The sequence below is a fragment of the Anaerobacillus sp. MEB173 genome (assembly GCF_052119505.1).
In the GTDB taxonomy this organism is placed as follows: Bacteria; Bacillota; Bacilli; order Bacillales; family JBJMAU01; genus JBJMAU01.
This window is the reverse complement of sequence record NZ_JBJMAU010000024.1, coordinates 22,931-44,674: the sequence shown is the minus strand read 5'-3', so window position 1 is coordinate 44,674 and position 21,744 is coordinate 22,931. Positions and strand designations below refer to the sequence as shown.

17 protein-coding genes are annotated in these 21,744 nt (G+C 31.6%); 11 read left to right on the top strand and 6 right to left on the bottom strand.

Annotated features, from left to right (window positions below):
- Positions 1-311 precede the first annotated feature (311 nt).
- The 4 genes from ACJ2A9_RS21975 (at position 312) to ACJ2A9_RS21960 (ending at position 4,480) form a co-directional block, all read left to right on the top strand.
- Complete coding sequence (locus ACJ2A9_RS21975; protein ID WP_441423846.1) at positions 312-2,555, top strand: GTPase domain-containing protein; 2,244 nt, start codon at positions 312-314, stop codon at positions 2,553-2,555.
- Positions 2,556-2,584: 29 nt separating this feature from the next.
- Positions 2,585-2,839 carry a hypothetical protein gene (locus tag ACJ2A9_RS21970; protein ID WP_441423845.1) on the top strand — a complete coding sequence of 85 codons (255 nt, stop codon included), beginning with the start codon at positions 2,585-2,587 and terminating at the stop codon, positions 2,837-2,839.
- A 404-nt stretch (positions 2,840-3,243) separates the two neighbouring features.
- A complete protein-coding gene (locus tag ACJ2A9_RS21965) occupies positions 3,244-3,570 on the top strand; it encodes a nucleoside triphosphate pyrophosphohydrolase (RefSeq protein WP_441423844.1) in 327 nt (108 codons plus the stop codon).
- A complete protein-coding gene (locus tag ACJ2A9_RS21960) occupies positions 3,563-4,480 on the top strand; it encodes a phospholipase D-like domain-containing protein (protein ID WP_441423843.1) in 918 nt (305 codons plus the stop codon). The genes ACJ2A9_RS21965 and ACJ2A9_RS21960 overlap by 8 nt, the downstream gene beginning before the upstream one ends.
- Here ACJ2A9_RS21960 and ACJ2A9_RS21955 read toward each other — a convergent pair.
- On the bottom strand, positions 4,477-5,841 hold the full coding sequence (locus ACJ2A9_RS21955; RefSeq protein ID WP_441423842.1) for a reverse transcriptase domain-containing protein: 1,365 nt from the start codon (positions 5,839-5,841) through the stop codon (positions 4,477-4,479). The genes ACJ2A9_RS21960 and ACJ2A9_RS21955 overlap by 4 nt on opposite strands.
- Before the next feature lie 264 nt (positions 5,842-6,105).
- Here ACJ2A9_RS21955 and ACJ2A9_RS21950 point away from each other — a divergent pair, with 264 nt between their 5' ends.
- The 7 genes from ACJ2A9_RS21950 to dptH all read left to right on the top strand — a co-directional run bounded on the left by ACJ2A9_RS21950 (position 6,106) and on the right by dptH (position 17,297).
- The gene (locus tag ACJ2A9_RS21950; protein ID WP_441423841.1) at positions 6,106-6,723 is read left to right on the top strand and encodes a hypothetical protein; all 618 of its coding nucleotides are present in this window, start codon (positions 6,106-6,108) and stop codon (positions 6,721-6,723) included.
- Position 6,724: 1 nt separating this feature from the next.
- Positions 6,725-7,339, top strand: a complete 615-nt coding sequence (locus ACJ2A9_RS21945; protein ID WP_441423840.1) for an SLATT domain-containing protein — start codon at positions 6,725-6,727, stop codon at positions 7,337-7,339.
- Between the two features lie 78 nt (positions 7,340-7,417).
- Positions 7,418-7,585 carry a hypothetical protein gene (locus ACJ2A9_RS21940; protein WP_441423839.1) on the top strand — a complete coding sequence of 56 codons (168 nt, stop codon included), beginning with the start codon at positions 7,418-7,420 and terminating at the stop codon, positions 7,583-7,585.
- Positions 7,579-8,001 (top strand): helicase-related protein, encoded by a 423-nt coding sequence (locus tag ACJ2A9_RS21935; RefSeq protein WP_441423848.1) that lies wholly within the window; start codon positions 7,579-7,581, stop codon positions 7,999-8,001. Before ACJ2A9_RS21940 ends, ACJ2A9_RS21935 begins: the two co-directional genes overlap by 7 nt.
- 289 nt (positions 8,002-8,290) lie before the next feature.
- Positions 8,291-10,660, top strand: a complete 2,370-nt coding sequence (gene dptF, locus ACJ2A9_RS21930; RefSeq protein WP_441423838.1) for a DNA phosphorothioation-dependent restriction protein DptF — start codon at positions 8,291-8,293, stop codon at positions 10,658-10,660.
- Positions 10,661-12,058: a DNA phosphorothioation-dependent restriction protein DptG gene (dptG, locus tag ACJ2A9_RS21925; RefSeq protein ID WP_441423837.1), complete on the top strand. Its 1,398-nt coding sequence runs from the start codon at positions 10,661-10,663 to the stop codon at positions 12,056-12,058.
- Positions 12,039-17,297: a DNA phosphorothioation-dependent restriction protein DptH gene (gene dptH, locus ACJ2A9_RS21920; RefSeq protein ID WP_441423836.1), complete on the top strand. Its 5,259-nt coding sequence runs from the start codon at positions 12,039-12,041 to the stop codon at positions 17,295-17,297. Before dptG ends, dptH begins: the two co-directional genes overlap by 20 nt.
- A 41-nt stretch (positions 17,298-17,338) precedes the next feature.
- Here the strand turns inward: dptH and ACJ2A9_RS21915 are convergent, their stop codons facing one another.
- From ACJ2A9_RS21915 to ACJ2A9_RS21895, 5 genes are all read right to left on the bottom strand, one after another.
- Positions 17,339-17,710 carry a hypothetical protein gene (locus ACJ2A9_RS21915; RefSeq protein ID WP_441423835.1) on the bottom strand — a complete coding sequence of 124 codons (372 nt, stop codon included), beginning with the start codon at positions 17,708-17,710 and terminating at the stop codon, positions 17,339-17,341.
- A gap of 4 nt (positions 17,711-17,714) precedes the next feature.
- Entirely contained in the window at positions 17,715-19,727 is a 2,013-nt protein-coding gene (gene dndD / locus ACJ2A9_RS21910; RefSeq protein ID WP_441423834.1) for a DNA sulfur modification protein DndD, read from the bottom strand.
- Positions 19,727-19,924: a DNA modification system-associated small protein gene (locus ACJ2A9_RS21905; protein WP_441423833.1), complete on the bottom strand. Its 198-nt coding sequence runs from the start codon at positions 19,922-19,924 to the stop codon at positions 19,727-19,729. The genes dndD and ACJ2A9_RS21905 overlap by 1 nt, the downstream gene beginning before the upstream one ends.
- A 169-nt stretch (positions 19,925-20,093) precedes the next feature.
- Complete coding sequence (locus tag ACJ2A9_RS21900) at positions 20,094-20,429, bottom strand: hypothetical protein (RefSeq protein ID WP_441423832.1); 336 nt, start codon at positions 20,427-20,429, stop codon at positions 20,094-20,096.
- A 177-nt stretch (positions 20,430-20,606) separates the two neighbouring features.
- On the bottom strand, positions 20,607-21,734 hold the full coding sequence (locus ACJ2A9_RS21895) for a cysteine desulfurase family protein (RefSeq protein WP_441423831.1): 1,128 nt from the start codon (positions 21,732-21,734) through the stop codon (positions 20,607-20,609).
- Positions 21,735-21,744 lie beyond the last annotated feature (10 nt).

Here is a 21,744-nt window from a genome sequence, read left to right as displayed (position 1 = left end):
TTCCTGTCCCCCGATACAGTAAAGTATTACCGAACTGAGGGACTGGAACCTTTTTTGTGGAGCAGGATAGAATCAATTTATCGGTCGCTATTTCTTAAAAAAAAGTGCTTTTAAAGCTTTATTCTTAATTGATTTACTTAAAGCCATGTGTCTATATTATTAATCTCTTGACCGAGTGTATTACCAATTGATTTTATGGTTGCCAAATAAACTCTTTAAATCTATGTTGTTCCATGTTGTTCCAATAAATTGTCATAATCCTCCCAAGAACAGAATAACTTCTAAGGTATAAAAGTCCTAGGAGGTTGATTATGACTGCTTATTATAAGGCTAACAAGAGTCGTTCGCAAAACAGAAGAAGCTGGAGTATTATGTTTCGTCATCCTCTGCGAAAAGATCCCAAAGGAAAGTGTGGCCTAAAAATAAGAAGGGGACTAGGAACGGAAAATGAAATTGAAGCTGAGATTTTGGTACAAGAAATGAATCGACTATTAGAAGATGAGACCTTTTGGAGCTTGAGTGCAAAGCCCAAAGCGCTTCATGCATTTGATGAGAGAATTGTTAATGCTTTTTATGATAATCTTGAACCTAAAATGGGACCAGATCCCTGGAGTATTCGTGAAAAAATTCAACCCCTGCCTACTACTGCTGAAGGATATGCTAAAGTGCAGTTTATCGGAACGACTGGATCTGGGAAAACGACATTACTTAGGCAGCTTATAGGCACTCATCCTGAAAAGGATCGGTTTCCTTCTACTTCAACGGCAAAAACTACTGTTTGTGACATGGAGATAATTTTAAAAAAACAGCCAATATTTGAAGCCGTTGTAACATTTTTCTCATATGAAAAAATTCGAATATATGTAGAAGAATGCGTCATGAATTGTGGAAAATCTTATGTTAAGGGAGATAATGAGCAAACAATAATTCGCCATTTATTCGAACATACTAATCAACGGTTTCGACTAAGTTATTTACTAGGCAACCTTACCCCTAAAAAAAGTAGTACGCTATTACGTAAATCACCCCTTAAAACTAAGAGCACAACTGAGAAATCCATCATTCATATTTCTCCAGAAGAAAGAAAGCAAATGGAAGAATCACTAGTATATATTATAAATTTAATAAAACAAAGTGCTGTTGATGCATACAAACAGGTACAAACGTCATTAAGTAAACAAGTTGACGAATCTCAAGACATTGAGGAGGCACTCGAAGTAAAGTTTGAGGAGTTATGGAAGGAAAACGAAAGCTATTCAATAATAGTTGAACACATAATGGATGAAATAGAAAAACGATTTTCTTTTGTACCTGAAGGAAGTTGGGAATATAATTCTCAAGAATGGCCGGTATATTGGACATTTTCTAAAGATAATCGAAAAGACTTTATTGAAGGAATCAAACAAATGTCCAGCAACCATGCTAATCATTTCGGTAAACTTCTAACTCCATTGGTTCAAGGTATACGTATTGTAGGCCCTTTTCAACCAACGTGGTATAAAGGAGAAATACCAAAACTTGTTCTTATGGATGGTGAAGGTCTTGGTCACCAAGCAGGAGGGAGTATCTCAACAACACTTAGCAAAAAAATGGATGATGTTGATGCAATTCTACTTGTTGATAATTCACAATCTCCAATGATTTCTGAGCCTATAAATGCTTTAAAACATATTGTCACCACTGGGCATACTTCGAAACTTCATATCTGTTTTACCCATTTTGATGAGGTGAAAGGGGATAACCTTCCTGAAATTGCGGATAAAGAAAGTCATGTAATTGGTTCTCTTGAGAATGCTCTAGAAGAAATAGGGAAGAAATTAGGTGCAAATGCTCAACGACATTTAACAAAACAAATGCAGAAAGAAACATTTTTCTTCCTCGGAGGTATCCATGAAGTAATTAGTGAAACCGATCAATATACCACTGAACAATTATCGAGTTTGGTTGAGGCATTGGAAAAGACAATTGCTGAGGTAGTGCCAAATGAAACATTTCCCATATATAATGGAAAGACCGCAGCACTAGCGACACAACGTGCAGCTGAAGAATTTTACAAACGCTGGAATGGAATTCTTAATCTTTCTCAAGATACTTCACTCAAAGAACACTGGAGAAGAATTCAAGCCTTAAGTAGAAGGTTTGCTGAATTAGGTGAGGATGAATACGATGGTTTACGTCCTATAGCTGATCTCATTATGATGTTACGTGAAAATTTATTTACTTCAATACTTGATAACCCTATTGGTTGGACAGCACCAAATGCACCTGAGGAAATGAAGCAGGAAAGTATCGATCAAGTAGCAGGGGAATTTAACAAGAATCTTCATCAGTATATTAAAGACACTATGTGGAATATTCGTATGTCAGAATGGATGCAGGCATATCTTCGTAGCGGAACAGGCTCGACAAAAGTTAGAGCAAGAGATATTCAAGCCATCTATAAAACTACTATCCCAGAGCCACACGAATTTAAATGGAATAGCTCTATTGTACACGAAATATATAACATCCTTAAAAGTTCAATTGAGGTCAGTGGGGGTAAGATGAAAGATTGATTTATATTAACTGAAAAGGAGGGTAACTTATGGATTTTATGGAATACCTACAAAATAGACACAATTTAATTAAGGGTGTAAAAGAAATTGGTAAAAATTCTGCAAGACAATATAATAATAGACTTAAAAATTTAAAAGGGAAAAAGATTTACAATGGCGAACAAACTCTAAATGATCAAATGTTAGTAAGGATTAAGAGTTATTACAAAGATACAACAAATCATTATCCAAGGACCATAGAGTATTATATTGAATTTTTAAAGTATAATAACCAGTTACTATAAAAAATATAGTTGGTTTTAATAAATAGTTAAAACATAAGAAAGACAGTGAAAACATCAAAATTTCGCTGTCTTACCTTTTATTTATCACCGTTCTTTTTCCTTAATAATTCACATAATTTTCCTATTCTACTCAATCCAACCCAACCCAACCCAACCCAACCCGTACCTTGATGTCAGCACCTATGATAGGTCGGACAAATTGCAGCAACCCATTCAGAATGGTCTGGTCTACCAACAAAATTTATTTAAAAAGGCTCTCTGATGGGATATTATCACGGATAGCTGCTTTCATTTTAAAAACATAATATTATAATTATCAATTTTTATTATGTACTCATCTTCCTGACAAAAATCGACTATGATAAACTGTTAAATATATACAATATTAGCAGTGGAGGAATAGTATGCCATTCTACAATAAACTTGTCCGTGACAAAATTCCAGTAATCATTGAAAACTCAGGTAAGAGTTATCAGACGAAAATCCTTGATCAAACTGAATACATAAAAGAACTAAAGATAAAGTTAGGTGAAGAAGTGGAGGAATATTTAGAGGCAGCGAATGATAGCCAAGCTTTAGAAGAATTGGCGGACATCATGGAGATCATTCATACACTTACAACTGTTCACGGTTCTTCAATTGAAGAGGTTGAAGCGATTCGGACAAAAAAAGCAGAGGAAAGAGGGGGCTTTCAAGATAAAGTCTTCCTCATTGATGTTGAAGATGAATAAAATCAAACTTATCACCGGAGCAGTTGGAGAGGAAGTTATTCAGGCGATTGAAAAAGCCACTTCAATCTATATCTTAACGTCATTTGTTATGAAATCAGGGGTCGATTTCCTAGTACCTTATTTGAAAAAAGCGATAGATAAAGGGGCAGAGGTGAAGCTTCTTACGGGTGATTATTTATATGTCACCCAGCCAGAGGGGCTGAGAAAATTAACGGAAATTGATCAGCGAATTGAGGTGCGACTTTGGCAAAGCAATGGACGCTCGTTTCATCCAAAAGCGTACCTTTTTGAAGAAAGTCAGAATGAAGGAACATTAATCGTAGGTTCTTCCAATCTGTCTCGATCCGCACTTACCCATGGCATCGAGTGGAATTTGATCATGGATGCCTCAGTAGAACCAGTGACCTTTGAAGAAGCAAAGAACAAGTTTATGCAGCTCTATCTGCATGAACAAACAATTCCAGTGAATGAAGAAACGATCAAAGTGTATGAGGAGCAATATGATCGAAATCATCAGCAAAACCCAAACCTCGTTCGTGTCTGGACTGAAACTGAGGAAAAGGAACTGATGCTTCCAAAAGGAGAGCCAGAAAACGAAGCTGATGTTGTCCATGAAACACAAGAAACCTATATAGAGCTAACACCACGCCCGGCACAGAGGCAAGCACTTGAAGCTTTGGAAACAACAGTAAGTGAAGGTTATACAAAAGCGATGGTTGTTATGGCAACCGGTATCGGGGATCAGCTCCTATTTTGGTTTCGGTGGTTGAGTCGAAATATTAATGAAGGTGCGGTAATTCTACAAAGTGAGCTTTTATGTTTAATTAACAATAATCCTTCCCAACTTAATGATTCGTGTTATATGAGATATTATTGTATCACTGAAAAAACTCATGTGATTTATTTTTAGGAGTAAATTTGTTGTAAATCATACTCAATTTCTCTAATACTTTTAAAAATATACCTATTAAACTCATAGTCAATAGATGAGTCGTTCAACTTATTAATATTTCTTTTATAAATATTTTGAAGTATATGTCTTTTATAGTTAATATCGGCAGTATCGACATTAAGAATATGTTTATTTTGACTATGATTATTTTTCATTTCATGAAATACGCGAACAAAACGCTTTCCTATGTACTTCCCATTTAGCGTTAGATCATTTTGTAATTTATATCTTTTTATTAACTTTTCAACAACTTTATCTAGATGAAACATAATTTCTTCGCAGTCATTTTTTTTAAAATAGTATAACCATCCATAAGTCCTTTTATTTTTTATTATTCCAGCAACTGCAAGGTCAATATTCCACTTTAGAAGTTCAGTATTATTTTTTATTTTCTTGTCTTTTGAACTGGAGAAATCTTTAAAATTTTGTTCTAATCTTAATTCCATCCTTTTTACATTTTTCTTTGAAATACTAACTTTTCCCTTATCAAGGAATGTATAGCCAAGAAATTTTATTTCTCCAGGAAGATATCCTTTTTTTATTTTCTCAGTCTGTTCTTCATGTAAATTTAAGTGGAATTTGACTAATTCATTTTTAATAAACTCAATGATTTCCTGTTGGTCACTTTCTTTACAAAGAATTAATATATCATCGACATATCTAAAGTACTTAAATTTTCTTCTTAAGTTCATTGTTTTGTCAAATTCGCTTAAATAAATATTTGCTAATGGATTAGATATTGATATTCCTTGTGGTAATCCTTCATGTCTTTTTATATAGGTCCTATCTTTTTTAGGGGTATTTTCAGGGAATGTGCAGTTCTTTATTGCCAAGAAAATTAAATCAATTATTGCTTTATCATTTATTTTTGTAATTAAAGTTTTAAATAGTTTGTCGTGATTTACATGATCATAGTAGTTTTTAATATCTATTGCCATAAAATAATTATATTTATTTTTTTTGAGAGCAGTACTAATATTTGAAATTAGATCTTGTTTTGCTAAAGGGTTTTTAATACATTTTTTGAAGTTCTTACTTAGGATGTCATGGATAATCTTTAAGGTGATTTTGTCTCTAATTGTTGGAATGGAGATTACCCGCGGTGTCTTATCTTTTCCTTTGTTAATTAATACTTCTTTGTAGGGGGAAAATTGATATGTTTGGTTTTGAACTTTTCTAGAAATAATTTTAAAATAACTATTTTGTTCATCATTAAATTTTTTCCTTGAAATCCTATCTAGCCCAGAATTTAATTTTCCGTTTTGGACTTTTGTAGAATAGATTTTCTCTATATTTTCAATATCAAATTCCTTTAACATTTCTATTATCCACTCCTTTTAAGAAAGGCGGAGAAAGGTGGTTGTATATAGATACCCTTTTTAAAAGAGTCTGGAACTAGTTCCAAATATTAAACATGCTAGATTTTTCCGATATCCATTTTAAAGTAGAAACATATGTACTAATATCAGACCTATACCTTTCTTATGAAAGATAAGCACAATTCTCCGCGTATTCATAAATATACCATAATATTGGATAGTGTTGTATAATATTGTATAAAAAGGTAAAAGGATGTTGGGAAATTGCTATTGAAAAAACTATGTGCTAATTGTAATACATTAAAGGATGTTACTGAATTTCACAAAAATAAAAGAAATAAAGATGGATTACATTCTTATTGTAAAGAGTGTAACTATAAAAAGGCGCAATTATTTAATAAATTAAAAGGTAAAGAAAATATAAAAAAAGCTAAGGAAAAGCAAATAAATAGTGGTTATTTTAAATACGGTAAAGGCGCAGTTATAAACATGTCAAATAGTGCGAACAAAAGGGGAATAACTTTTGATTTAACTGAAAGCGAACTTCAAAAATGGTGGAAAGATACAGAGGATTCATGTAGTTATTGTGGTGTTAATGTTGAGGAGTATCGTGAATTAAGAGACATGATCCTGAATTATGTTGGAAATGATTGGCATATAAATAGGTTTAAAAAGTTTTTTAAATTGGAAAATCATTCAAAAATTAATGATATGACTATAGATAGAGTAGATAATAGTAAAGGTTATTCAATAAAGAATATAGTTAAATCATGTTGGCTATGTAATAGTCAAAAAAGCGATTTTTATACGGAAGATGAAATTAAAGTTATAGGGAAAGTTTTATTAGAAAAGTTGAGAGATATAAAAAAGGGGCTTAAGTAATATGGGATTGGAGAAGTTTAAAGAGACAATTAGTGATACTAGGAAAGCTAGAATATTAGCAGCAGAAAGATATAAAAAAAAGGAAAATTTTTATCACTTTATTAATATTTACTATGCAGTTTTTTTAGTTGTCTTATCAATTATAAACTTAAATATTGAAGATCCCACAGGTCAGCTAGCTCAAACATTATTAATATTTTCTATACTTGCGTTTACATTTTCAATAGTAATTTATTCTTTAAATCTAAAAGAAAAATATTTTAACTTTAAAAATAATTATATAGCACTATCGAAGCTATATTCAGAAATAGAGAATATAGATAATTCTAAAGTTGCAGAATATCAATTAGAAAAAATAAAAAAAGAGTATAATATCTTGTTAGAAACATGTGAGAACCATGATGAACTAGATTACTATAATTATATTTATTTTCAAAAAAGAGAAAAATACAATAAAAAAAATGAATTTAAGAAAATTATAATTAAGTCAAAGATATACCTTAATATAGTTAATGTTATTTCAATAAAAATAATATTAATAATTTTACCTTGGTTGATCGGTTATCTTCTTTTTTATATTAAAGATAGTTTGGAAGGTCTAGTTAATTTATTCTAAAACTCGGACAAAAATATGAGATAATGAAGAATTTATAAAACCAACTATACTTTTTAAGGGGAAAAATGGGGAAACACATTGAACGGTCACAAGGAGCTGTTCAAAACAGAAGAGGCACTACAATCGGCCCTGGCATTAGAAGATGTCCCTAAATTATTAGAAACGATTAACCAGCTAAGAGCGATAAAAAATAAAGGAGAAAAGGCCCTTATTTTACCGAGTATAAACAAAAGCAGTCGATCTTAAGAGAACATATATTACGTGAATTCGATTTTCTTGCTCCAATTATAAATGGTGATACACCAAGACGACAGGGCGTAGTTGACCAATTCAACATGAAATCAGGGTTCGATGTTATGATCCTCTCCCCAAAAGCAGCAGGAACAGGATTAACGATCACATCTGCTAACCATGTGATTCATTATACACGTTGGTGGAATCCAGCAGTAGAAAATCAAGCGACAGACCGCGTCTATCGTATTGGTCAAAAGAAAGAAGTTGTCGTTTATTATCCAATAGTAAAATCATCAAGATTCAGAACCGTCGAGCAAGTCGTCGATGAAATTATACAAGATAAACAACAATTAGCAAGTAATGTCATCATTCCAAGTAAAGACCTCGATATTGAAAATGAGGTATTAGGTAGTGTAGGTGTTCATTAAGAGGGGCTGACATATAAACTCAAATGTAGGATTAATAAAATATTTGTTAAACCTTTCGAGCAATTTGTTCGAAAGGTTTTTTTAGGTTGTAGTACTTCACTTATGATTAATGATAGAAAGGAAACTATAACTTCGAGTAATATTTGTTCATTTTGTAAATCCTGTTATTTAGTAAACAATAAATAAAGAGTTTAGAAAAGGTAAATATGTATGTTAAAATGGTAATTGGAATATTTTACATATACATTGCAAATGACAAATACTATGTCATTGAATGGAGTTGAAACACTTGGAAATACAACAATACCTATTCTCATTCTTAGAAGAAATTAATAAAACTGCGGCTGACAGTGCAAAAGAGATCGAGAGACTTATTTATGAGGATCCAAAAGGTACTGTTATTCGTGCACGTTTATTTCTTGAAGAGATCATAAAAGATATTTTTAGACGAGAAGAATACAACTACGATTATTTTAAAGATCTTAACGAACGGATTATTTATCTTACTCGAGAAGGGATTTTTGAGAAAGAAATTCAACAAGTTATTTATGAAATACGAAAAACTGGAAACAAAGCTGTTCACGATGCAACATTTGAAGTAGATATACTGCTAGCATTGAAAATTTTTAAAATGATGTACAAGCTAGGTTCTTGGTATACTGAAGTTTATTCTATGGATATTGTTGTTCCAACTTACCGAGATCCAAAACCGATGAAACAAAGTTTAGATCCTAATGAAATACAGTCAATAATTGATGAGGCTATTCAAGGTAAATTAAATCAATATTTAAATCTTTCGAAGGCCGAAAATAAAGAACAACAAGATAATGAATTAGAAAATGAATTTGAAACTGATAAATCAGTAGTAGAAGATAAAAGTAATCCTGATGAAGAAAAAGAAGTGAAAGTAACAACTAATCAAACAGACGACTATTTTGAAATGGATTTACCAGAAGGAAGAAGCTATTTGCTTCGTGAATTAAAGAGACTTCAAGAATCTTCACAAGAAGCCGTTGAAAATGCAAATTCCTTTAGTTCCTTTAAAAATTATATGCATGTTGAGAGAGATATTCAGAAAGATTTTGAAGAAATTTTAGAAAAAACAAGTGTTACTGAACGACCGGAATTAATTTTATTATCTGGGAGTGTTGGTGACGGAAAATCTCATCTACTTGCTTATTTTAATGAAAAAGCACCCGAAAAATTAAGTAAATATACCATTCTAAATGATGCTACAGAAAGTTTTAGTCCAAATAAAAATGCAATTGAAACGCTTTCTGAATTACTTGATGAATTTTCCGATGAAAAAATTGAAACTTCTAAATCAAAGATTATTTTGGCAATTAATCTGGGTGTCCTACATAATTTCTTAACTGCCACCCATGAGGATAAAACATTTAACAAACTTAAGATATTTGTTGAAGAAAGTGAACTATTTACACAAAAGGTAACAACTAAATATAGTAGTGAGTCTTTTCATTTAATAGGATTTAGTGATTATCAATCGTATGAGTTAACTGAACAAGGACCTACTTCATCATTTTATTCAGGGATATTTTCAAAAGTATTTTCAGATGATGCAAATAATCCCTTTTATAAGGCGTACGAGAATGATTTGGAACGAAATGTAAAAGGTATTATACATGAAAACTTTGAGTTTTTAATGAATGAAGATGTCCAATATGAAATAATCCAACTTGTAATCCAAGGGATTGTTAAAAATAAACTTGTTATCTCATCAAGGGCATTCTACAACTTTATTGCCGATTTAATCATACCCGAGTCGTATTCCGAGATTCTTGATTTTGAATGGAATGATTTTGAAAAGTTAAATCAAACAGTACCTTATTTATTGTTTAAACGGAAAGAACGATCAGTCATTTTAAAAACGATGTCTAATTTAGATCCGATTCATATTCGTTCTGATGCAATTGATCAAATTATTATTGAAATAAATACGTTGAGTGATTGGAATACAATTATTAAGAAATATACTGAGCATTCAATCGCTAAAGGGTGGCTAGAACCTTTAACTGATCAAGAAGAAATCATAGAATTTTCAACAGTAGAAGTCAGCCAAGCTTTAATTAGATTAGCGTATTTAACGAACCCATCGTTTGCAAAAGACATTATTCCAACATCATATAAGAATTATATGAGTCACTTATACTCATTTAATAAAGTGAGTAAAAAACAAATAGAAAACTTCTATAAAGAGGTTATTCAAACTATTTATAAATGGCGTGGAAGTCCTAAAAATGGATATGTTTATATTAATAAGCCAAATGAACGTTATCGTATTGCTCAACAATTGAATTTAACACCAAGTATGGATCATTTATCACCACACAAAAAGGATGTTTTAACTAGTTTTAAAACTACACTGACTTTAGTTTTCCTTGGGAAAAATAATGATGAAAGAGTTCAATTAGATGTAGATTACCCATTATACAGACTACTTTCAGATGTCCAAAAAGGATATTGTCCAAATAAAAAGGACGAAGAAGATGCAATTAAATTTGTTGAATTTTTGGATCAAATCATGAAATTCGGAAATCAGAATGAGGAGTTACTGATTCATATTCCTGTGGAGAACAAGCTTTATAAACTCACAAAAGGTTTCTTTGGTGGATATGTGTTTGAAAAGGGGCATGTGTAGATGAAGTTATTAATCGAGGAACTTGATAATTTAATAAAAGAAAAAAAGAATAAAGACGGTGTAACACATGATACAGGAAATATAGAGAGTATCTTACCACTTTCAAGTAAGAAAATGACGATAGGAAGAGAAAGGTTTTCCTATGTTTTGGGGGAGTTTACACGCCTCATTTCACAGGTTAAATATACTCAACCAGATGAAGAAGAAGTTCCCTTTAAAGATGAAAACCCAATTATTTTATCTATATCGAAGGTTGTCGATTGTGAAAACGATGATGATCGCTTTGATTTAAATCTTTTTTTAGATAATTTTCTATTTGGAAATGAAACGGAATTAAAACAAATTCATCCATATATTTTTAACTATACTGCGGTCTCTAAACAAAATGTAAAGGCGAATGAAGAAAAGAAAGTTGCTAAATTTATGCGTGACGTCTTGGTTGAAGATGTTAGTGCCTTTCAAAAGGTTTTTCAAAAAAAACAAGAAGAAAACTTACTTATTTCATTAGTTTTAGAAAACCTTGAGGGGTTGGAAAAACAGAAAGAAAGTAAACAAACATACGCACCTTTATTGCCTATCCTTTCAAATCAGTTTAAAGAGGATTTTATATTTATTAGTAATCACAGAGATTACTTTCTTGAACACTATCCTATTTTAGCGCAATATTATTACTTTCTTTACTTGACACAATTGACTTTAAAATTTTCTCAGTATGACAAAGCTGATTATCAAAAAGTCGATCCACTATACTTTGCCTTAGATTGGGAATCAATTAATAAAAGAAGAAAGGCAGCTAGTGACCTTGAAGGTTATAAAAGATTAAGGCATAAATCCAGTGAACTCTTTATTCATATGCACACAATGTCACAATTAAGTTACAACACGAACAACGTAGATTCAAGGAGATTCATGACTTATTGTGATCTTGTAGATACTGTTCAAGATGAACAGGCAAAATTGGCTTTTTTAGAAACCGTTAATGATTGGATTCACCAGTATGCAAAAAAAGCAAAGTTGAAGCAAAACATTAGAACAGCTACTGACCTTACTAGTGCTTTTGAACAGCTTGTCGATTGCTTGCGTGAAGGGATGAATACACAAGTATATGAGCGTTATGGTGAAGGGGTAGAAGATGCTGCGTCACCGAGATTTTTAAAGTCTAGAGGTAATATCGGTAATACATTAAATATAACTCAAGACTTTTTGTTATTATTGACCGCAATAAGTGTAAAGAATGAACGTATACCATTAAAGCAATTATTTGAAGAATTTGAGAAACGTGGAGTTGCACTAGACCGTTATTCAAAAAAAGAAGTAATTGAATTATTGGATAATTTAAATATAATAGACAAAAAAAGTGATAGTGGTGATGCTCAGTATGTTAAACCAATATTATGAGTATATTAGAGATCTTTTAATAAGTTTCTTTAAAGATACTGAAATAAAAAGCGGAGACCGTTTTTATTTACAACTAGACTCAAATGATGACGTTATGCAATTAATTAATGTTTTCAAGTTGTTTGATCATTCACATGATTTTGTATACCAACATTCAATGGGAGAACCGTATGAAACATTTTTTATCAATATTAATGATGTAAAGCTAGTTTTTGCCTTTACTTCCGAAAATGTTAAGGCGGATTTTCTGGTAACGCTTAGAAATCAGGTCGGTGAACAAAAAGATGTTTGGGAAAATACAGCGTTATTTAGTATTGTATCTGAACAGTTAGATAGCATTGAAGGTGGTAGTAGTAATCTTCAAAAAGAAGGAATGCCATTACATCCTAACTCCTTATTTAAGTATCTTAAAAATGACATTGAAAAAAGCAAACTTACAAAAACAGAAAAAATTATATTACAAGATAATTTAAATCATTTAATGGATGATCACTATCTTCACCAAGTAACACTATTAGATTTTGAAGATGTTTTTAAAGTTTTATCCAAGGGTACTTTAAGTGATCAAGATTATAAAAATTTTGGAATGTTTAAAGATGAGGAATTATCTACATTTAAAGGTAAGTATTTAGATGACCGTTTAGAAAAAAATAAGGAACTGTTTGATTATGTGCAAAAAGTTCATGATTTTGGATCACTTGAAGATGATTTAGAAAAGAAATTTGTCTTAAAAGGGGTTCAAGAATTAAAAACAGAACAGTGGACAGAAACTCCATTTTCTGATGTAGCTAGATATGCAGAAGAGAAGGAGAAAGAAAATAAGAAGACAAAAGTAGAGTTAAAAAAAGTGAATGTAGAGCAATCTCTCGTTCTTTGGGAGAAGGGGCTTTCAGAAACAGCTGCTGGAAGAAGAAAAAGACATATTATTATCTTTAACCCAAACCATCATGATACGGTAACTTTAAAAGCCAATTTTGAAATAGAAGGTAGTCAAGTTAAAAGTTTGTCAAAAGAGTATTTTTCTATTTCGAAAGGGGTGCATGCAAATATTCAAGCTGGGAAGGTCAATGCAACAATCGATATACCTGCATTTAAAGAGAAGCCGACATTTATAAAAGTATCATATAAACATGAAGGTAAAGCTTCATTTGGAGCTGAGTTTCATATTGCTGTTTTCCCGTGTAATGAAGCCTTACTTAAAGATATAAAAACAAAATATTTTATTAATGTTAGTAATAAATGTATAGAAGTTGAATCAGATATTGATAAATTAAAGTTTGGCGAGGGATATAATAGTGAAACAATTGAAATAACGAGTGCTGATGAAATTATCCCAATTCCTGATGATACTGAAGTAACACTTATCCCACAACCTGAAGCTTTTGATGAGGATGACACTTTAAGGATCTATATTGAAGGAGACAATAGTAGAATTCCAATTGTCCTCAAAAATGATTTACCTGAGTCTACTCCAATCACAGGGATGAGGATTTGGAAATTAAAAAGGGAACTAAATAAAGACTTTAATCTAGAAAATAACCGACTTATTATTGGGAATAGTGCTTTTTATACTCATAAAGGCTATAAGACTTTTTTCGATTGGGAAAAAGAGTGGGTAAATAGAGGAATCCAGTCTGCAACAATTGACTCTGATGAAATAATCGAAGTAAGCATCGATCTTGATGAGAATTTACGTGAGGCATATAGCCGATTTATTACGTATTTTCGTATTCATAGTATTCCTAGCTTATGTCATTATTCAGAAGAATTAAAGGAACGTGCTGTAGACTATATTAAAGAATATATTAATCAGATTCGATTATTCGAAGAAGGGAAAGCAGCTGGGAGTAAAGGTCGTAATTTAATGAAATTGGGAGTGTTGACAACGCCTAATGAGATATATTTTACGCCTTTTCATCCGATAGTTGCTGCATACCAGTTATCACTTTCACAAGTTCTTGGTCAAGAAGAATTAGATAATACGATCCTTAACCGATTGAAGCCCGATTCTTTAATCCCATTTATTTATAGTCAATCTGACCAACTCTATAAACCAGATAGTCAAAATGAAGCGCTGGAGTGGCTGCGTTTTAAACCAGTTCGTGAAGTGACTGTTTCTGATGCTAGCCAATACTTAACTAAAGTAGTTCATGAAAAAATTAATCAATTTGAAGAACATTTTAATTATCTATTCTTAGAAAAATCAAAAGCACCGTACCAGTTTAATGTTATTAATATAACGAATGACCGAGAAGTATTACGAGGTATTATAAACTGGATGATTGAACGAATTGAGGAAAATGGTCCTGAAGAAATGAAGCCAGTAGAAGTATCTTTATATGTTGATGAAAGACATCAAAGTGCATTTGATGAGTTTTCTCGGCTGGATTCGATAGAACAAATAAAAACTACTTTTGATATTAAACTAAAATCATCAAAATATGACGAGAGTGATATTGTACGCTTTATAAGAGAAAAATTATCATATTTTAAACATAGTAGTAAAAATGTTCCTTCTTATCGATATGCACACATTTCTTTTTATAAAATGTATGCTCAAGAACATTATGCTCTTCAACCAATGAAAGATATGAATACTGGTGTTTCATTAAAAGGAGTCGTTTCAACTGTACCATCAATGAAAGCTGAAGAAAATTATCGAAGTGGATTTGGCATTAAGGGCTGTACGATAAATGAAGAAGATTTATTATTACAAACAGCATATTATGTTAATGAACTTGCTGCTAATATGAATAATGAAGGTAACAATACTTATCACAAAGGAGAGTCAGTTGTCACTAGAACTGCTACTGATGATGAGGAAACGTTGTCAAAGATTTTTAACTCTTCATATTGGGTAACCTTTATTGACCCAAGTGTTGATTTAGAATTCTTTCAAAATTATGACCGGAACCTAGTTGTTATTCATTATAATGACCAATTTACTTCTTCTAGTAGATATGACGCTATAACTGTCACGGACAAATCGAATCAGTTTAATGCAGTAATCAGTGAATTTTTAAAGTCTAAAGAGGTCGATGTTACAGAAGGAAATGTATCAAATACTATAAAAGCATTTAATACATTTAATGGAGAATGGTTATTACGTATAGTTGGTAGCAAAGGTCATTTTGATAGGGAAAAGTTAAGTATTATATCTGCGATAAAATATAGTTTAGCTCTTTTCAATCATCCGAATATATTATGGGTACCAATTTCTCTAGAAGAAATCCTTAGAGTTGCTGGAGCAGTAAACTTGAACAAACGAGATGGGGTATTTACTGCAAAGAATTTGGGGGTTACTGGAAAGCATAGCGATGATCTATTACTGGTGGGGCTTGAACTTGGAGACACACTAAAATTTCATTATTATCCTATCGAAGTAAAAATTGGTATTAACACAAGTACTACATTTGATAAGGCTAAAGAGCAGATCTATGCAACTCGTAAGTTGTTAGATCGTGAATTATATAAGGCCAACGAAGATGGAAAACCATTGTTCAAGAATTTATTTTATCGTAATTTCTTTGCTCAAATTTTTATTGCAAATGCAAAGAAAATTGAGCAAAGTCAATTGTGGCCTGAGAGAAGTTATTATTTGTCAGAAGAGATTATTAAGAAATTATTGTCAGATGACTATGAAATATCCACAGAATTAAAAGAGATGATTGGAGAAGGCGCTATATTATCATTTAAGAAAGATGCATACCTTCGTTCATCTTACTTAGAAGATAATGTTATGATTGTAAACTTAACACAGCAAGACGGATTTAGTGGAATTGTGAAAGAAATTGAAGAACTAACAGAAAGAATTCAAGCCGGAAAAACGGATTTTGTACAAGAAAACTTACTGTCATATACTTATAAAGGAAGAAAAGATATAGAAATTGATGCAACAGAAGAAGTTAATATGGTTATCCCTGGACAAAGAGAGCAAGAGGAACCGTCTACAAATATTAAAGAGATTTTATCACTGCTAGAAGAGCAAACTATAGAAGAATACCCTACAGTAGAGGAAGAACAACCACTACCAGATGAACAAGTTATAGAAGACAATGTAGTGGAACAACCACTTACTTTGAAAGATAATGTAGAAGCAGAAAGTAGGAGTAATCTTGAAAAAGTAAGGGTATTAATTGGCAAGGCTAAAAATTCAAATAAAAGAATTTATTGGGAATATGGCAACCGCGGATTAGCGAATCGTCATTTGTTAATTTCTGGAAAGTCAGGACAAGGTAAAACCTATTTTATGCAATGTTTATTATTAGAAATGACGAAACAAGGGATTTCGAGTATCGTAATTGACTATACCGAAGGCTTCTTACCTAATCAGTTAGAACCCGAATTCGTTGAATATATGGGTGATAAACTAAAGCATAAAATTGTTTTTAGTGAGCAATTACCAATTAACCCATTTAAGAAAAACGTTCGCGACATTGGTGGAATTACAATCCCTGAAACGAATATTGATATTGCAGAAAGAGTTAGGAGTATTTTTGCCTCAGTGTACACCAGTCTAGGGATCCAACAGTTAAATGCAATCTATGAAGCATTACTTGAAGGATTAGAAAAGCATGGAGAAAATATGAGCTTACCAAAGTTAAGGGAAGTCTTAGAAGAAGACAATTCCAATTATGCTAAGACAGCTCTATCTCAAATAAGGCAATTAATTGACCGTAATCCATTTAGTAATGACCAAACTATTGAATGGAAAGATGTTATAGAAAGCAACGGAGAAGTCTTTATCATACAGTTAACACAGTATCCAAGAGAAGTTCAATTGTTAATTTCAGAGTTTATATTATGGGATTTATGGAACTACTCTATAAAGTATGGTAATAAAAATAAACCAATGCCAGTACTGTTGGATGAAGCACAAAATCTGGATCATACAGAAAAGTCTCCTTCAGCCCGAATTTTAACAGAAGGGAGAAAGTTTGGATGGTCAGGATGGTATGCAACTCAGTTTTTGAAATCTCAATTGGAAGCAGATGAACTAGCTCGTTTACAAAATTCTTCTGAAAAAATATATTTTTCACCACCTGAGCAAGAAGTTTCAAACATTGCAGCAAGTTTGTCAAATGAACCAGGTGAGAAGAAACGTTGGATAGCTGATCTTTCTTCACTAAAAAAAGGTCAATGTGTTGTCCAAGGGCCATTCTTAAAAGAAAATAACGAGCTGTCAAACCCTACAGCTGTAATCGTTGATATTAGTCCACTATCAGAAAGAATAAATTAAAAAAGAAACTAAGGAACCTGTATTTAGGTGCCTTAGTTTCTTTAATTTAATACCTTAATACGATAATCTTCTATAGAGGAAATTTCGCTTAATTCATTTGAAATAATTCGTAATCCGTATTCAATAAAAGTTAGCATAGTTTGGTTAACTTCTTCTTCGTTCAAAGGAGTTGTTAATTCATTTATTAAAAGGTGTTTAAAAAGAAGATATTCTTTATCTCGAATTATATTATCAGGTATTGTCCATTTAGCTTTATTTTCGATAACATTAACCTCTACTGTGCCATTAGCATGTGCAATTCCTTTTGCAAGAGCTATTTTGATTCCAAATGGACGTTCTACCTCTAAACGGTCACATAGGTTGTCTAATAATTCCTTTCCAGTACCAGTTAGATTCATTCTTCTATTTGACATATTTTCACACCCTTACAAAATCAAAATAACCATCGCGAATGATAGTGTATTTTCTCTTTTGATCATAATCTAACATATATTGACGATAAGAGCTGTTTTGCATTAGAGTAACATATTCTTGAGTAATTTCAGTATCGGTTGACAAAATAATTACTTGCTCACTTAATTCTTTATAATAATGATTAATCAAATGGTTTCTGTGGAAACTATCCAATCTGCCTAATGGGGTGTCGATAACCATTGGTAATCCTAAATCTGACACTTTTGTTAAAGCCCAAATTAATGCTGACGATATCATTTGCATTTCACCGGCTGAACGATCTTGAATACTAATTTCTTGGTTACGATCATTAAATAAACGAATCGTATAGGTATTAATATCAAATTCAATCTTTCCAAATTCATCTTGTTTTCTAAATAACTTTTTAAGCATTGTCGCAAATTCATCTTTAATAAAATGAGCCTTCATTGTAATCATTTCTTTTACGTATTCATTCATTCCTTTAATGAGTGAATTTACAGATTCTAATTGTTTATTTAATTCCTCACTATTTTCATTTTGATCAGAAAGTCTAGTAATTTGGTTGAGTAAAGATGATCTTGAATCTTTAAGAGTATTTATCTTCTTCATTAAAACTTTATATTTTAAATCAACTTCTCCATATTTCTTTGTTAACAAATCAATTTTTTCATTTTCGCTACTTATATCAACTACCTCTGGTGCATTTCGGATCTCATGTTCAATATTTTCTAGTTCATGATTTAGTTTTTCAATTTTATTTATTAATGTAACTATTAAATTCTTATCTTTTATGGGTAGATTAGTTAAGTAACTATAATCTTTAGTTGAAATATCATGAATTTCATCAAAATCATCGTCAACTTCTTTAATGTCATTTTCTTTCATCCAGATTTCTTCCCCAATTGTTTGGATTTGATTTAATTGCACTTCTGTAAGTGGGGGAGTGATTGTTTGGCTTAAAAGTTGATTCATAAAGTCACGGTACGGTATGAGCGATGCATCTTGTATGAGTTTTTTATTTCTTATTTCGTTTTCTAGTTTTAATTGTTTTTTTAACTTGGGTATTTTTTTACTAAGGATAATATAAATAGCATTTTCCTTAAAGGTCTTTTCAAATTCTGCTATTGTATGCTTAAGTTCAGTGTTTCGTTGAGTTTGTTTTTTAACAATGACTTCCCGTGATTTGGAATTATTAGCTACTTTTTCGTTTCGAGCTTGTTTAGCTACAGTAATTTTATCTTCTAATTCTTTTTTTTCAGTAAAAAGAGTAATTCTCCTATTATCCTGTTTTGAGATCTCCAATTCAATATCGTTTAATTGAGTTTGTAGGTTTGACTTTTTACTTTGGCTGACTGCTTTTGCAAGCTTATTTTGAAGATTTGATTTTACTGATGTAAGGTCATTTAATAATTGTTTATATGCTTCCATACCAGTTATTTTTTGGATAGCTTCCTTCATTTCAGAACTATTCTGTCTCAAAATAATATCCTTAATTTCTTCTCCATCAAAAATAAAAAATGGAGCAGCATGATATGGAATCATTTTATCGATAAATCGATTGAAAGCTTCTATATTATCTATTTGAACATGTCTTTGATGACGCAATCCAATTTTTCGAATAGAGATATTTCGGTTTTCAGATATTAATCGTTTATTATGATCAAAACTCCACTTCACCTTTAATTCCCAATCTTCACCTTTATCAGTTTCAATAGTAAGTGAGACGGAACAGTCTCTACCACCTTCATCAAAGAAAGTATTATTAATGACATTAGAAAATAACCGTTTATGCTCTTCTTCAGTAATTCCACGTTTTCCGAAAAGAACATAAAGAATTGCTTTTAAAATGGTTGTTTTACCAGCACCGTTTAAGCCCCCTAATAGGATTATATTTTTGCCTTCTTCTTCACGAACTTTTTTGGGAATATAAAAGTTAACTTCTTGATGTCCATAATAAGTTTTGTAATTATCAAACACTAACTTTTTAAATAGCATTATGAATCACCTTTATCATTTGTGGCATAAAAGTTAATTAAGTCTAAGTACTCCTTAATTCTTACATTTAGGGAAATATTCTCGTACGAAAATTTTTCTGCAGATTTTATCAATTCAGAAACTAATTTAACCGATAAATTATTTTCGTTACAAATTTTTTCTAAAAGTGCTTTTTCTTGCAGCCTTATTTTATTCACTTTTATCACCTTTTATTATTTGAGTTACTTACCATATAAGTTTACTATACATATGTACCAGTAGTAACAGATATTTCCTAATATTAATCCATTTTTTGTTACTAGTTTGTGAAAAGTCCCAAAAGAAAATTCTTTTGGGACTTGGTTTTTATTTTTGCATGTAAGTTGGCTATCCATTCCATGTTGGTTCTGAATCATCAGGAGGTTGAACAATATAATATCCAATTTGTTCATGGTCAGAAAGCTCAGGGTTTTTTATTGCTTCTGGACACATAAACCATATTAATTTCTCTTTAAAAACATCATCCCAATCGTCGATATGAGGGACTAGAGTTTTATTACATGTTTCGCATTTCCCAGGATCAAAATTTGGCACACCTTTTTCAATAATTTTTTTAAAACATAATTTACATATTATCATAGGGTTTTCTAATGATCCAAATTCATCAAACTGGACAACCTCATCTATATCGAGCTTTTGCTTGCAATGTTCACATGTAGTCATTTCTTAAATCACCTCATTAGTTAGGATAACAAGAGCTTGATTAAAATATTATGTAGGAATTTATGTAGTTTAAATTTTCTGAAGCCACATTATGGAAAGTGATTAAGTGAAATCGTAGAAAATATAAACTTACAATTATTACTAGGAGGAGTGGCATTTCCATTCCTCCTAGTAATATCATATTTTTTTTAAAACACTCTCTATTTCATACTTCTCAGTATCAGGAGATAATGTAATTCGGATCGTATTTCTTACATCATTTAGATCTTTACCGATTGCTGATAACACGTGACTGGGTTTGGTTGAACTACAGGCAGAACCTGTTGAAAGTGCTAATTTATCAGCGACTTTACGAATGAAAAGTTCATTATTAACCCCAGTTAAGCGAATACTAATTAATCCAGGAATTTTATTTGTGTCATCATGATTAAACTCAATAATGTCACTAAACTTAGAAACTAAAATAGACTGAGTAAGTTTTTCAAGTTCGGTCAATTTTTTTACATTGTCTTCAAAATTAGCTAGTGCTATTTTGGCAGCTACACCAAAACCAACAATGTTGTGTACTGCAAGTGTACCGCTTCGATATTCCTTTTCTTGTCCACCACCGTGAAATAGGGGAGTGATTTTTGTTTTAAACCCAAGTTTATGTTTGCGGATTACACATACACCAATCCCTTTCGGTCCATGAAGCTTATGTGCTGAACAAGATAAGAATTGAATGCCTGGTGTTTGGTTAAGGTTTACTCTCACTTTACCAATAATTTGTGTAGCATCAGTGTGAAAAAAGACATTATACTCGTTACAAAGTGATGCAATTGTATCAATGTCATTCAGTGATCCAATTTCGTTATTTCCCCAAATGATGCTGACCAAAATGGGTTTATCATCAGAAGTGAGAATTTGCTGTAATTGGTTGATGTTAACTCTTGCATATTGGTCGACATCTAAGTACGTTACTTTAAAACCTTTTGTCTCAAGAAATTTACACGTTTCAATAACAGAAGGGTGTTCTACTTTGGATGTGACAATATGTTTACCTTTATTACTATAGAAGTCAGCAACCCCTTTTAATATCATATTGTTACTCTCTGTAGCTCCACTAGTAAATACAATTTCATCAGGTTCACAGCCTATTAATTGAGCTACTTGAAGACGTGCATTTTCAACTGCTTTTTTTGCATTCTCTGCAAGTGTGTAGTATTTACTAGATGGATTACCATACTCCTCCTGTAAATAGGGGAGCATGGCTTCTAATACTTCTGGAGCAACCTTGGTAGTTGCACTATTATCTAAATAAATCATATAAACAACT